Here is a 14,893-nt window from a genome sequence, read left to right as displayed (position 1 = left end):
CGCCTTATATACCTATAGATAATTTTTTAACATTACGGCCACCGTAATACCAGTTTACAATTGCCCGCGTATAGGTGATGCCCGTTAACATGGAAGTCAATAAACCCAAAGAGAGAGTTACCGCAAATCCACGCACCGGACCAGTACCCACTGCGAAGAGGATAATGGCTACAATCAGAGAGGTAAGGTTCGCATCAAGAATGGTAGAAAATGCCCTGTCATATCCAGCCTGAATTGCAGCCTGAGGCGACAAACCATTTCGCAATTCCTCACGGATACGCTCATAGATGAGTACGTTTGCATCCACCGCCATACCAATGGTCAATACTATCCCCGCAATACCCGGCAAGGTAAGTGTTGCATCTATCATCGACAACAAAGCACAAAGCAGGATTAAGTTAAGCAATAAAGCGATATTGGCTATAATTCCAAACACGCGGTAATAAACCAGCATGATGATTAAAATCAAGCTCATACCTACTTCCAGAGAAACCATTCCACGGCGAATATTTTCTTTACCCAGAGTCGGACCAACGGTACGTTCTTCTATAGGATAAATCGCAGCAGGCAAGGCTCCAGCCCTTAATAACAGAGCCAGGTTGCTTGCTTCCTTGCTGTCAGTAAGGCCAGTAATCTGGAAATTACTGCCCAAGGCATTTTGAATTACAGGAGCGCTGATAACGCGTTCCTCTCTGTGGGTAACCCGTGTTTCAACACCATTAATGGTTTGTATGGTGTTTTTGGTTTCCACATAAACAATAGCCATACGCTTGCCAATGTTTTCCCTGGTCACTTTAGTGAATAGGCTCTCCCCCCCGCCGCCTAACTGGATTTGTACTGCAGGCGTTGCTGTCTGTTGGTCAAAGCTTGACACGGCAGAAGTAATAGAATCTCCACTTAACACCACCTGTCTCTTCAATAGAATGGGTTGACCATCCATCATATAGAGTTTATCGCTAACCGGCACGGAACCCGTTTGTTTCGCTATATGAGGATCGTTTTCCTGATCCACCAGATAAAATTGCAGAGTTGCAGTTCCCCCCAGAATTTGTTTTGCGCGGGCGGCATCCTGAATACCAGGTAAATCCACTGCAACGCGGGTTGCCCCTTGCTGCTGCACTACAGCCTCACCCACACCCAGCTCATTCACCCTATTGCGCAGAATACTCATAGTCTGTTCAATAGTATTTTGCCTGATTTCATTTAATCCGGCAGGAGTAATAGATACCATGGCTGAGTTAGTCGCCTTGCCTTTGACAATAATGACAAGGGGTATTTTATCTTTCAGGACTACAAGTGCATTCTCAAGCGATTCAGGATCACGAAAACGCAAATCGACTCCCTTATCGGCTATGTAACGAATACCAGAATAACGTATGCCTGCTTCACGCAATTCCTGGCCTATGCTTTTCATAATCCCTTCATAGCGACGGCTAATCACGCTCTCAACATCCACGTCCAGAAGAAAATGAACGCCACCACGCAGGTCAAGACCCTGTTTCATAGGAGCGGCATGAATTGCTGTCAACCAGGCTGGTGTAGACGCTGCCAGATTCAATGCTACAGTGTATTGATTACCTAACCCATGTTTGATTATATCCTGAGCTTGTAATTGCGTATCAGTAGAATTAAAAACGACCTCAACGCCACTGTCCTCAACAATAATGGATTTGTAATCGAGCTTCGCTTTGTTAAGAATGTCTTCTATCTGGGTTTTCAACGCTTCCTTATCTTCAGCACTTTCAGCTGAAACCTGTACAACCGGATTTTCAGTGTATAAATTCGGTATGGCGTAAATTAACCCGATGACTGCGATAAAAATCAGCATCAGGTTTTTCCACAGAGGATATTTATTTTGCATTTCCGTGTCCCTATGACAGACTTAAAGAGATTTTAAAGTGCCTTTTGGCAATACCGTAGTGACCGCGCCTTTTTGTAAAAGAATCTCTACGCCTTCTGCCGGGCTGACTTTAATGTATTGTTCATCGAGATTAACTACTTTGGCTAACATACCACCAGAAGTAATTACTTCATCGCCTTTCTTTAAACGAGAGAGCAATTCGCGATGTTCTTTAGCTCTTTTATTTTGCGGTCTGATGAGCATGAAATAGAACAATACAAAAATAGCGGCGATCATAATGAGTGAAAAACTTGCATCACCTTGAGCTGCTGGCGCTGTGGCCCCAGTGGCTGCTATTGCATCGCTAATAAAAAAACTCATAAAATCTCCTCAAATCTACAATTAATTTATTGCATTATTAAATGGAGCTACTGCTACTTTGCCAGATGGAAACCAAACAACACATTTTTCGAACAAGAAGCCGGGAAAAATCGTATTTTAGTCAAAGCAATGAAATGGCAACAACTCCTGACAGCGTGACATCATATAGCGAATTGAGCATAAGGTAAATGAAAGGAATCAAATTCAGGATGAGGAATGATAAAAAGCGATACCCATCTCATTCATATAGTTTTGCTCTTCAGCAATCTGTTCCAATCCCTGCACGTTGTGACGGGTTCTGAAAAAGGACTGGGAAGCAAGGGAATGCCTGTAATGCCTGAGATTGTGTCGAGATAAGGCGTCTTTCTGTTGAGGATTTGATGGTTTGAATAAGCCTGATTTTAGCAACTCATCGACTTCATCAATGGTGCGAACGCAGGGATAGAGGTTAAAGGAAATACCGTCTGTAGAAATGTAAAGCGCAGGATAGTAATAGGTGGGTTGGGTTTCATCCGCCTGCACACCAATGCTCCATGAATTATCTTTTATGTGATGGGCGAATAACTGCATGGTGGACTATGTTCCTGCTGAATTAATTTTAGCAGCATATAGTACCATAATGATCAAAATAAATCCATAATTTTCTGCCCAAATCCCAGATTCACGTCTCCGATCTACGTCGTCCTGAGCGCGTCTTTTGGCGCGAAGGATCTCCCTGTATTGGCACCATGCCGTTTTCGGGAGATCCTTCGCGCCAAAAGACGCGCTCAGGACGACGTAGATCGGAGACGTGGATCTGGGGATACAGTCGCAGCTCGGATTAACCTGCATTTACCAGAAACACATTATGCTGGATTAAAAAGCGTTGGCATAATAATGGTGTATGAAGGAATAAATGATGCAGATAAGCTTTGGTTAATTGTCGTGTACAGGTTGGACAGAGGCACTCAGAATCAATCAGTGAAAAATCCATTTCTGTCTGGGGATCAATCAAATGGATTACCCCGTTCCTGCTATAAACCTGGCCTTGCATAGCCAGTGTGGCCGGTTCATCCGATTCGATAAACTCTATGCCCAAAGAGGCTGATAACTTAATTAAATCGAAACTTATCTTCCCCGAGATATAACATGGCTTATCTTTGCTTTTGGCAATCTGCTCAATAGTCGAAGAGTTTAAAGATGCATCACCGAGGATATAATAAATCCCATGCTCGCGATGAAGCTCTTGTTGCGCTAAATCCTCTGCTGCCAGAAAAGGCATAATGTCATCATTCCATTTGTCCCAGATATCCGGACAATTCTGCATCACCTGCTCAGGCAAGAGCACCATGTCAGGTTTTAAATGTAATACAAGGTCAAGTAATTCACTAAAGCTCAATCTGATTTTACTGCCATCATAAGGGGAAATCAGAGTAAAAATCCCTTCTTTATTGGCCTTAAGATTTGAGGCATTTAATATCAATGTCCCAGACCAGCCTAAATATGCAGCCAAATCCGGGATTTTTTTTAACAAATCAAAACCCGGCTTTAGTAACAAGGAATCGAGATAATAAACGGCGCTGTGACTTTCTGCCTCTCGCCAGTTACTCCCAGTCAGACATGCCCCTGCGTCAGAAGACAGTACCGGGATAAAATTATGCGCTTTTTGTATCATTCCATTAACTCCGGACTACAGCAATAAGCTCGTATCGCCATAACTAAAAAATCGATACCCCTGATTGATTGCTTCCTGATAAAGGCTCATTGCCTCTTGATGACCAATAAAGGCAGAAACCAGCATCAGTAATGTCGATTCGGGCAAGTGAAAATTAGTCATTAAACCATCACAAACCTTAAATTGATAACCTGGATAAATGAATATATCCGTATCGCCACTACATGCTTGCAATACGCCACTTCTGGCCGCACTTTCAAGGCTGCGCAATGCCGTAGTACCTATAGCAATAACCCGATTACCGGCTGCTTTGGTTGCCGCTACAGCAGCACATAGCTCATCGCTTACTGTAAACTGTTCGCTGTGCATTTTATGTTCTTTAATATCATCAGTACGAACCGGGCGAAATGTTCCGGCACCTACGTGTAAGGTGACGTAGGCAACATTCACCCCTCTGGATTTGAGGCTTGCTAACACAGATTCGTCAAAATGCAGACCAGCGGTTGGCGCAGCAACAGAACCTTCGTATTTTGCATAGACCGTTTGATATCTGTCCTCGTCTGACTGCTCATCATTGCGGGTAATGTATGGAGGTAAGGGAATGTGACCGAGATGGTTCAGGAGCGGCAAAACCTCAGTTTGCGTCTGACAAACAAATAAATCATCCTGTCGTTCCAGAATGACCAGTTGATTGCCTTGATCCAGGTGTATGATTCCGCCCGCTTTCAAGGCCTTACTTGCCTTGATGTGTGCCAGAAAGGTAAATTCTCCAGTGATTCGCTCGACTAAAAGCTCTACTTTGCCACCGGTGGCTTTATGACCGTAAAGCCGTGCCGGTATGACCTTGCTGTCATTCATGACTAATAAATCACCGGGATTTAAAAAATCAGCAATTTCCCTGAATTGATAGTGGCCATATTCTCGTACTTCACGATTATAAATTAAAAGGCGAGAATCACTTCGGTTCGCTAAAGGGTATTGCGCGATCAGCTCCGGAGGTAAATCAAAGTAAAAATCCTGCTTATTCATCATACAACCTGAAAATAAATTGCCGCAATTATACACCCAACACAGTGGATTAAACCAGTTTTATCTCTGATACGTGATACATCAAATGTCAGCAGGAGCCGGAGCCCGGCCTGCTTGCAGCCGGGAATGGTGCCACCAGATCTACGTCGTCCTGAGCGCGTCTTTTGGCGCGAAGGATCTCCTGAAAGCGGCACGGTGCTAATATTTGGAGATCCTTCGCGCCAAAAGACGCGCTCAGGACGACGTGGAGAGGTGTTACATCCACGCCAGGCTATAAAGTCATGATTAAAACTATGGAGCTGGCTATCCAAATCAGGGTGCTGGTTAAATAAGGGTATTGATAGTGTTTGTAGTTCTGTTTCCACAAATAGTGTTCCCATAATATTACCGGAACTACTGATATCGCAGTTAATAATAAAATCATGACCAAAGGATAGGCACCCGTTTGAAAAGGCAGAAGATTGGACAAAAACGCGGTGATTGAATTTAAAACTGTACCATAATAATAAATGCCCCATAACACCCAATAGTCAAAGGTAAAGACTAACCAGGATACAATCAGCAAAGGCAACACCAATTTTGCACCTTTAATAGTGAGAATCTTTTTAAACAGTTGAATAAATTCCTGGGAAAAAAGAACCACAATGGCAGCAACTAACACCACCAGTGCTAAAGTTAAATACATGTTTTAATCCTTACAATAAAATAATTTTTTACAAGTGTCACTTCTTATCTTCCAACTCTTCCCAACGAGAAAAATATTGATTTAATAAGGCCTCTTCCCGTTCTAACTGCTGAGTCACCTGAGCAATCTGTTTCGCATCTTGCTGGTAAAACTGAGGCTCCGCCATCTGTACGTGCAAAGCTTCAATTTTTTTCTCTAAGGCTTCTATTTGTTGCGGTAATTTTGATAATTCGCGCTGCTCATTAAAATTCAACTTATTCGTGGTATTGGTCTTCTTTACAATGGGCGCAGCCTTTGCTGCTATCTCCCGCTGTTGTTGTTTTTTATGCTGGGTATAATCATCATAACCACCTACAAATTCACTGAAACGCCCTTCGCCTTCATAAACAAGAACGCTGGTAACCACCTGATTAATGAATGCGCGGTCATGACTGATTAAAATCAAAGTACCAGGATACTCCATCAGCATATTTTCTAGCAGTTCAAGAGTTTCAATATCCAGATCGTTGGTCGGCTCATCCATGACTAAAAAATTCACCGGTTTGGCAAACAACTTAGCCAACAGTAATCTGTTTCTTTCTCCTCCCGACAAGGAAGAAACCGGTTGATTAAAGCGCTCCTGTGCAAACAGGAAATCTTTTAAGTAACTGGCTACATGCTTTTGTCTGCCGTTGATAGTCACATGATCAGCGCCATCAGCCACGTTAAACATTATGGTTTGATCTTCAACCAAATGACGGCGTAATTGGTCAAAATAGGCGACATTCAAAGACGTTCCCTGCTTAATTGACCCTGATTCAGGTTGTAACTCGCCCAATAACAGGCGCACCAGGGTAGTTTTACCACAGCCATTGGGGCCAATAATGCCAAGCTTATCGCCACGGGTAAGAAGTAATGAAAAATTATTGACCAGGCGTCTGCTTTCTATTGCATAATTAACACCTTGCGCTTCAATGACCATAGAACCCGAACGAGTCACATCCAAAGTCAGGGACTTCACCGAACCTAATTGATTTCTTCGCGCTTTATATTCTTCCCTTAAGGCTTTTAAGGCACGGACACGCCCTTCATTCCGGGTTCGTCGCGCTTTAATTCCAGTACGAATCCACACTTCTTCTTCAGCGAGTTTTTTATCAAACAGATCATTTTGCTTTTGCTCGCTAAGCCTGATTGTTTCTCGTCTGTCGAGATACGTTTCATAATCACAGGCATGAAAATACAATTTGCCTCTATCGATTTCAACGATACGATTGGCTACCTGGCTTAAAAATTCCCGGTCGTGGGTAACAACAACGACACTGCCGTTAAATGATTTTAAATAAGTTTCCAGCCATTCAATGGCTTCAATGTCCAAATGGTTGGTTGGCTCATCCAAAAGCAGTAAATCGGGAGAAGCCAGCAAGGCCGCCCCCAGTAACACACGTCGCTTCATTCCACCGGACAGGCTGCCCATTTGTTCATTAATCGAAATACCTAAACGGCTCGCCATGGTTTCAATTTTGGGTAATAAATCCCAGGCATTTAAATTATCCATTTTCTGTTGGCAAAGAGCGAGTTTATCCATGTCTCCTTGCTGACTTAATTCATTAAATTGCGTCAGAATCTCCCCCACTTCCCCTAAACTTTTGACCAGGAAATGGTACACTGACTCTTCTCCGGTGACAGGCACTTCCTGAGTTAAACCCGCAATACGCAAGCCCGAAAGTTGCTGCATTTGGCCGCTATCAAGAACCATCTCACCAAGCAATAACTTCATGAGAGTTGATTTGCCCGCCCCATTGCGTCCCACCAGGGCTATTCGATCCTGCGGCTGAATCTGTAAATCAGCTTCATCAAGGATGTGATTATTCGCAACGATAAGGGTAGCGCCATTTAGTGAAATAAGACTCATAAGATAAACTCTAAAATAATTGTTGTTACCCGTGGACAGGTTACTGCCGTTGTTTCTTTAGAATAAGGCGCTTTCCGTCCTGCTCTATATTGAATTGCGATAAGACATTCATTCCCAACAACACCACATCATCGCTGGAAGCAGGAATAATCACTGCTTTAATATCATTCAGTTTAAATTCGCCAAAAGACAACTGCCGCAAACGTGTCAGAGAACCAGTTACCTGACCATTGGCTGTAGTCATGGTAACAGGATAACGGCCAGAAATATGCAAGTGATCCGCCACATTTTGCGGAATGGCAACCAAAGTAGCGCCTGTATCTACAAGAAATTCCACAGGCTGATCATTAATCCTGCCCTTAATACGGTAATGTCCTTCGCCATCTGCACTTAAAACAAACTCCGTACTGGTGACTACATGGACTACACTGTCTGATTTACCGTAATAATAAAAAAATAAAAACAAACCGAAAAATAAAATAATCCAGACGATTAGGAACATCACACGCCCGGTACGGGCGTATTGATCGTCACTCATGATATTAACTGCGCTCCGATGGCAAAACCATAACGCCATCCATTTCCACCTTGGAACCACGGGGCAAAGCAGAAACCTGAATGGCAGCTCTGGCAGGATATGGAGCAACAAAATAACGGCTCATTGCTTCATTGATTAAAGGAAAATGAGTCAAATCGGTTAAAAAAACATTTAATTTGGCAATGTGAGCCAGGCTGCCGCCAGCAGCTTCACAGACCGCAGACAAATTTTCCAATACCTGGGTTATCTGCAATTTAATGTCCTGACTGCATATTTGCATTGTTTCAGGATCTAACGGAATCTGGCCGGATAAATAAACAGTATCGACACATTTTATGGCTTGGCTATAAGTACCAATTGCTTCTGGTGCCAATTTGGTATGGATAGGTTGCATCAATTATTATCCCCTTGTTTTTTTCTGTAAAGTCGCATGACTACTTTATTAGCCCGTAATCGGCGCATGATCCTGGCCAAATGCGTGCGGTCCGACACACTGATCGAAAAAGTCACTGCATTATGACGCCCATCACGTGGATCAACATTAATATTGCCTATATTGGAATTCGCTTCTGAAATGGCGGTGGCTAAAGCTGCCAATACCCCACGTTCATTTGCTACATCAACGGTGATATCAACCCAATACTCGCCCTGAACCTGTTCGTCCCATCGTAAAGCAATGAACTGCTCAGGATTACTGCGTGACTTTTTCAGGGAAGAACAATCGCTGGCATGGACGATAATTCCTCTGCCTTGCTGGAATTTACCCACAATGTTATCACCCGGAATAGGCTGACAACATTCTCCAAAATGCACCACCATGCCTTCAGTGCCTTTAATTGCAAGGGGCCGGGTTTTACTTCCTTTATCCAGTTCAAGTGAATCCTGGGTAACCACCAGGCGTTTGGCAATAACCATCGCCATTTGATTACCAATTCCTATGGAATAAAGCAAATCGTCTACCGTTTTATAATGCAAGTCGCTTAATAAGGCCTGTAAGGATTCCGGTGGAACTTTTGCATAATCACTGGAGAGTTCTGTTAATGACTGTTCCAGCAAGCGTTTTCCTAAAACTATGGACTCGGCGTGTTGTTGGCTTTTCAAGAAGTGGCGGATATTGGAGCGGGCTTTACCTGTTACAACAAAATTCAACCAGGCCGGGTTAGGATGAGCGCCCGGAGCCGTAATAATTTCAACGGTTTGTCCATTGAGCAAGGGTATGCTTAACGGTACCAGACGGCGATTAACTTTAGCCGCAACGCAACTATTACCAACGCCTGAGTGAACCGTGTAAGCAAAATCAACGGGAGTTGCCCCTTTGGGTAATTCCATGATATGGCCTTTTGGAGTAAAGACGTAGACTTCATCGGGGAATAAATCAATTTTGACGTTTTCAATGAATTCCAGTGAATTTCCTGTGCTTCTTTGCATTTCCAGCAAACTTTGCACCCACTCGCGCGCCCTTAGCTGAGCTTCATTGACTTCAAGGCCTGACGATTTGTAAATCCAGTGAGCGGCTACGCCATTATCTGCGACCTTATCCATTTCCCTGGTTCGTATTTGTACTTCAAGCGGTACACCAAAAGGACCAAACAAAGTGGTGTGCAAGGATTGGTATCCGTTCGCCTTGGGTATGCCTATATAATCTTTGAAACGCTGAGGTACTGGCTTGTAAGTACAATGCAAGGCTCCCAAAATACGGTAACAGGAATCAATATCATCGGTAATAACACGGAAAGCAAAGACATCCGTAATCTCGGTAAAGGATGCTTTTTTCTGCCGCATTTTTCTATAAATACTGTATAAATGCTTTTGTCTGCCAAAGACCTGTTCGTAAGGAATGTTTAATTGGGCAAGAGCATGTTGTAAATCTTTTTCTATGGTCTGGGTTAATTCCCTGCGATTTCCTCTGGACTTTTCAACTGCTGACTTGATAGCCCGATAACGCATGGGATATAAGGCCTGGAATCCTAAATCTTCCAGTCCGACATAGATGGAATGCATCCCTAAGCGATTGGCAATAGGGGCATAAATTTCAAGCGTTTCTATCGCAATACGCCGCCGTTTCGCATAGGGCATAACCCCCAGCGTGCGCATATTGTGTAATCTGTCGGCCAGTTTGACGATAATAACCCGAATGTCCTTGACCATAGCCAGAACCATTTTACGGAAATTCTCAGCCTGGGCTTCTGCTTTGGATTCAAATTTGATTTTGGTTAATTTGGTGACGCCATCAACCAGAGCGGTTACGTCTTCACCAAACTGGTTGGTTAAATCTTCTTTACTGATTGACGTGTCTTCAACCACGTCATGGAGTAAAGTGGCCATAATAGTCTGATAATCCAGACGCATTCGCGCAAGGATCAAAGCGGCAGCTACGGGATGCGTGATGTAAGGCTCACCGGATCGACGCATTTGACCATGATGTGCCTTTTCAGCAACCACATATGCCTGATAACATTTTTCAATTTGCGCCTGCTCAAGGTAGCATTTAAGCTCTTCATCGAGCTCCTTAAAGTAGCTCACGCAATACTCCCTAATGTCCGACATGGCTGTTAATACCTCTGGTTGTTCCAATTACGGTTTATACTGCGTTACAATCCTGTGTCCTACCGTAACGGGTTCTCCAAGTAGCCTACACATCGAGAACCAAATCTTTTAAACAAATGCAAATCAGTCACATCCTGACCCATAAATGCGTAGCCCGTATTAGCGAAGCGTAATACGGGGTCCTGCTATTCCAACCCGTATTACGCTTCGCTAATACGGGCTACGGTCAGTGCGAACAATTATTCTTTGTCTAAAATATCAGCCGTTATAAAACCTTCTGCAATTTCACGCAAGGCCACAACAGTTGGTTTGTCATTTTCCCATTCAACCATGGGCTGATCACCACGAACGGCAATTTGACGTGCACGTTTAGTAGCTACCATTACCAGCTCAAATCGGTTTGCAACGTGTTCCAGACAATCTTCAACGGTTACTCGTGCCATAATAAAATCCACCTTAAAGTTATTGAAACAGATTCACGCATAACGAATATTCTGTTTCCAGCTCAAACCCCTCATTTTACTGCTATGCCAGCAGGAATGAAAGTAATTTTGATTGTTTATTTACCTGTCGCTCCATTTTCAGACGATTTGCAATCACAATGGAGCGTAAATCCAGAGCGGCATGTTCAAAAGTGTCATTCACTATCAGGTAATCAAATTCCGGATAATGGCTTAACTCATCCTGGGCTTTGATCATTCGATCACTGATTACATCATCATTATCCTGACGTCTGTTCATCAATCGTTGTTTTAAAGCATCCAGTGATGGGGGAATGATGAAGATACTGACCGCTGTGGCAAAAGTGCGTCTTATCTGCTCTGCTCCTTGCCAATCAATATCCAGAACGATATCTATTCCCCGTTCCAGCCGCTTGTTAATCTGCGCCACTGAAGTTCCATACAAATGGTTAAATACCCGAGCATGTTCTATAAAGCCATTATTATTGACCATCTGTATAAACTCAGGCTCATCAACAAAGAAATAGTCGACTCCATCCTGCTCACCGGGGCGCATCGCCCTTGTAGTGTGTGATACGGAGACCTCTATGTCATCAAGAGTCTCAATCAAATTGCGCACCAGACTCGTTTTTCCTCCGCCCGAAGGCGCAGCAACAATATATAAATTTCCAGAATAATTACCAACCATAGCTATCACTCAATGTTTTGTATTTGTTCACGCATCTGCTCAATTAAGACTTTCATTTCAACCGCACTCTGGGTTAACTCCACAGAATCTGATTTAGAGCTTAATGTATTCGCTTCTCTGTTTAATTCCTGCATTAAAAAATCCAAACGTCTGCCAGCTACTTTATCGTTACTTAATGAGCGCCTTACTTCGCTTATGTGCGTTTGCAGTCGATCCAGTTCTTCACTGACATCAAGACGAGTAAGAAGCAATGCAATTTCCTGTTCTATCCGCGCTTCTGGCACTTCACTTTTTATTGCATGCAATCTCGTCAGCAATTTGTCCCGGGCCTGACCCGCCGTATCCTTGATCAAAGCCCTGGCTTTAATCACTTCTTGCTCCAAAGCCTGCAGACGGCCGTCTACATGGTCTTTCAGGGCAGCCCCTTCCACTGCCCGGGCTTTACTTAAATACTTTACAGCATCCTGAAACAGGATTACCGCCTGTTGCCCTAACTCATCCGTATTCACTCGATTTGCGTGTACTATCCCCGGCCAGGCCAATACTCGACTTACCGTCATGTCATTTGCCAGGTGATGGGATGCAGCGAGATTAGCGCTTAAATCAACTAATGCATTTACCATACCTATATTTATAAGCATAGACTGATTATCGGTATTTGTGTCTTGATATTTCAACTGGCACTCGAGTTTGCCGCGGTTTATCTGATCGCGTAATGAGCTGCGTAATTGTGCTTCCAGAAAGCGAAAAGACTCTGGCAATCTAAAAGAAATATCCAGATAACGATGATTAACCGATCTGATTTCCCAACAAAGATGTCCCGACTCAACCTGTCTTTGAGTTCGCGCGAAAGCTGTCATACTGTGAATCATAAAAATACCTGCATAGAAACCTGGGCAGCGAATATACCGCAAATTCAGATAATTGCACAGAGATGACTCATTAAACCTAAAAATAGCATTTTGCTGGACATTGGGTATATACTTCACTATTTTATCGAGGAATATGTCATGCGCCCCAGTAACCGTGAACCCAATCAACTCCGCCCTATCAAAATTACCCGTAATTACACCCAACATGCTGAAGGTTCTGTTTTAGTCGAATTTGGCAACACCAAAGTACTGTGTAATGCTTCGGTTATTGATGGAGTTCCCCGTTTTATCAAAGGTAAAAATCAGGGTTGGGTCACAGCAGAATACGGCATGCTTCCCCGCGCAACACACAGTCGTAGCGAACGTGAAGCCAGTAAAGGCAAGCAAGGTGGCAGAACGCTTGAAATTCAGCGTTTGATTGGTCGTTCTCTCAGAGCCTGTATGGATTTAAAAGTGATAGGTGAAAATACAATCACTCTGGATTGTGATGTCATTCAGGCAGATGGAGGTACAAGAACTGCTGCTATAACAGGAGCCTGTGTCGCGATGAGAGACGCTGTTCAGTGGATGGTGCAAAGAGAAAAAATCCGCAAAATGCCTGCATTTAATTATGTGGCGGCTGTTTCAGTAGGCATTTACAGAGGCCAACCTGTTCTTGATCTGGATTACGCAGAAGATGTACTGGCTGAAACGGATATGAACGTGGTCATGAATGAAGAAGGCCATTTTATTGAGATTCAGGGTACTGCTGAAGATAAAAGTTTTAACCGTGAGCAGTTAAATAGCATGCTGGCATTGGCAGAAGCGGGTATTCCCCAGTTGCTTGAACTGCAAAAAACGGCATAAGGTCAGATGTATGTCGTCCTGAGCGATCCAGTTATCGTANCCCGTATTAGGCGCCAGCCGTAATACGGGAAATTGCCACCTCGATCCTGTATTACGCTCCGCTAATACAGGCTACAAACTGCATAGATCACTATTTATTTCTAATTAAAACAAGGTCTTATTAATCGCCGCTTCATGGGCTGTATGTACCGAAATAACGCCCTTGGATACCAACTCAGTCAAATGCTGATCCAGAGTCTGCATCCCTTTAGCCTGTCCCGTCTGAATGGACGAATACATTTGAGCTACTTTATCTTCCCTGATGAGGTTACGGATAGCGCCTGTACACATCATGATTTCCAGGGCCGCCACTCGCCCGCCTTTATTCTTTTTCAACAGGCTTTGTGCTACCACTGCCTGCAATGATTCAGACAACATCGAACGAACCATTGATTTTTCCTCTGCCGGAAACACGTCGATAATCCTGTTGATGGTCTTGGTAGCTGAGTTGGTATGCAGAGTGCCAAACACCAAATGTCCTGTTTCAGCAGCAGTCATAGCCAGACGAATGGTTTCCAAATCCCGCAATTCCCCTACCAGAATAATATCAGGGTCTTCACGCAAGGCAGAACGTAGTGCTGCATTAAAACTCAAAGTATCTTTGTGCACTTCACGCTGGTTCACCAGACATTTTTTACTCTGATGAACGAATTCTATAGGATCTTCTACGGTTAGAATATGTTCGTAACGTGAGGAGTTAATGTAATCTATGATTGCAGCCAGTGTGGTACTTTTTCCTGAACCTGTAGGACCCGTTACCAAAATCAGACCCCGGTTAAAATTAGCCATCTCTTTAAAAATCGGCGGTAAATTCAGCGCTTCCATACTTAATATTTCAGAAGGAATGGTACGAAAGACCGCCGCAGCACCCCTTGCCTGGTTAAAGGCGTTCACCCTGAAGCGCGCAAGACTGGTAATTTCAAAGGAAAAGTCTGTTTCTAAAAATTCTTCAAACTCTTTTCTTTGTCTGTCATTCATAATGTCATAAATGATTTTTATCACATCTTTGTGATCAAGGGCTGGTAAATTGATTTTACGTAAATCCCCATCTACGCGAATCATTGGAGGTAATCCAGCAGATATATGTAAGTCTGATGATTTATTTTTAACTGAAAACGCCAATAATTCTGCAATATCCATACTCAATATCCCTGACAAGTTATTGGTTATTCTTAATAAAAGCGTAGCTCAGGAAATGATACACGGCAAACTCCGGGGCTTTTTTTGTCAGAACCTGAGAGAAACTCATGTGACCACATCAGAATCCCTCCCCTTGCAGGACTGGTAACCCAGTCTGCTAGCAGCAGTCTCTTCTACACATCTTTGCCATTACCCGATCCACGTCGTCCTGAGCGCGTCTTTTGGCGCGAAGGATCTCCAAATATTGGCACCATGCCGCTTTCAGGAGATCCTTCGCGCCAA

Annotated in this window: 15 protein-coding genes; 1 reads left to right on the top strand and 14 read right to left on the bottom strand. The window is 43.5% G+C overall.

Annotated elements, in window-relative coordinates:
* Positions 1-4: 4 nt before the first annotated feature.
* The 13 genes from secD to B094_RS0102725 form a co-directional block, all read right to left on the bottom strand.
* Positions 5-1,861, bottom strand: coding sequence for a protein translocase subunit SecD (gene secD / locus B094_RS0102790; RefSeq protein ID WP_018576271.1), 1,857 nt, complete (start codon positions 1,859-1,861; stop codon positions 5-7).
* Positions 1,862-1,882: 21 nt separating this feature from the next.
* Complete coding sequence (gene yajC, locus B094_RS0102785) at positions 1,883-2,221, bottom strand: preprotein translocase subunit YajC (protein WP_018576270.1); 339 nt, start codon at positions 2,219-2,221, stop codon at positions 1,883-1,885.
* 204 nt (positions 2,222-2,425) lie between these two features.
* A complete protein-coding gene (locus tag B094_RS0102780) occupies positions 2,426-2,791 on the bottom strand; it encodes a hypothetical protein (protein ID WP_018576269.1) in 366 nt (121 codons plus the stop codon).
* Between the two features lie 250 nt (positions 2,792-3,041).
* Entirely contained in the window at positions 3,042-3,875 is an 834-nt protein-coding gene (locus tag B094_RS0102770; protein WP_018576267.1) for a tRNA guanosine transglycosylase family protein, read from the bottom strand.
* Between the two features lie 15 nt (positions 3,876-3,890).
* Complete coding sequence (gene queA / locus B094_RS0102765) at positions 3,891-4,904, bottom strand: tRNA preQ1(34) S-adenosylmethionine ribosyltransferase-isomerase QueA (RefSeq protein ID WP_018576266.1); 1,014 nt, start codon at positions 4,902-4,904, stop codon at positions 3,891-3,893.
* Between the two features lie 271 nt (positions 4,905-5,175).
* Positions 5,176-5,589 (bottom strand): hypothetical protein, encoded by a 414-nt coding sequence (locus B094_RS0102760; protein ID WP_018576265.1) that lies wholly within the window; start codon positions 5,587-5,589, stop codon positions 5,176-5,178.
* A gap of 37 nt (positions 5,590-5,626) precedes the next feature.
* Complete coding sequence (locus tag B094_RS0102755; protein ID WP_018576264.1) at positions 5,627-7,480, bottom strand: ATP-binding cassette domain-containing protein; 1,854 nt, start codon at positions 7,478-7,480, stop codon at positions 5,627-5,629.
* 40 nt (positions 7,481-7,520) lie between these two features.
* The gene (locus tag B094_RS0102750; protein WP_018576263.1) at positions 7,521-8,018 is read right to left on the bottom strand and encodes a retropepsin-like aspartic protease family protein; all 498 of its coding nucleotides are present in this window, start codon (positions 8,016-8,018) and stop codon (positions 7,521-7,523) included.
* A 4-nt stretch (positions 8,019-8,022) separates the two neighbouring features.
* Positions 8,023-8,412, bottom strand: coding sequence for a RidA family protein (locus B094_RS0102745; protein ID WP_018576262.1), 390 nt, complete (start codon positions 8,410-8,412; stop codon positions 8,023-8,025).
* Positions 8,412-10,541, bottom strand: coding sequence for a bifunctional GTP diphosphokinase/guanosine-3',5'-bis pyrophosphate 3'-pyrophosphohydrolase (spoT, locus tag B094_RS0102740; protein WP_018576261.1), 2,130 nt, complete (start codon positions 10,539-10,541; stop codon positions 8,412-8,414). Before spoT ends, B094_RS0102745 begins: the two co-directional genes overlap by 1 nt.
* Before the next feature lie 263 nt (positions 10,542-10,804).
* A complete protein-coding gene (gene rpoZ / locus B094_RS0102735; RefSeq protein WP_018576260.1) occupies positions 10,805-11,008 on the bottom strand; it encodes a DNA-directed RNA polymerase subunit omega in 204 nt (67 codons plus the stop codon).
* An 82-nt stretch (positions 11,009-11,090) separates the two neighbouring features.
* On the bottom strand, positions 11,091-11,714 hold the full coding sequence (gmk, locus tag B094_RS0102730; RefSeq protein ID WP_018576259.1) for a guanylate kinase: 624 nt from the start codon (positions 11,712-11,714) through the stop codon (positions 11,091-11,093).
* 5 nt (positions 11,715-11,719) lie between these two features.
* Positions 11,720-12,586, bottom strand: a complete 867-nt coding sequence (locus B094_RS0102725; RefSeq protein ID WP_018576258.1) for a YicC/YloC family endoribonuclease — start codon at positions 12,584-12,586, stop codon at positions 11,720-11,722.
* A gap of 138 nt (positions 12,587-12,724) precedes the next feature.
* Here B094_RS0102725 and rph point away from each other — a divergent pair, with 138 nt between their 5' ends.
* A complete protein-coding gene (rph, locus tag B094_RS0102720) occupies positions 12,725-13,432 on the top strand; it encodes a ribonuclease PH (RefSeq protein WP_018576257.1) in 708 nt (235 codons plus the stop codon).
* Between the two features lie 144 nt (positions 13,433-13,576).
* Here the strand turns inward: rph and B094_RS0102715 are convergent, their stop codons facing one another.
* Complete coding sequence (locus B094_RS0102715) at positions 13,577-14,611, bottom strand: type IV pilus twitching motility protein PilT (protein WP_018576256.1); 1,035 nt, start codon at positions 14,609-14,611, stop codon at positions 13,577-13,579.
* Positions 14,612-14,893 lie beyond the last annotated feature (282 nt).

The organism is Legionella shakespearei DSM 23087 (assembly GCF_000373765.1).
GTDB lineage: Bacteria > Pseudomonadota > Gammaproteobacteria > Legionellales > Legionellaceae > Legionella > Legionella shakespearei.
This window is presented reverse-complemented; position numbering and strand designations above follow the sequence as displayed.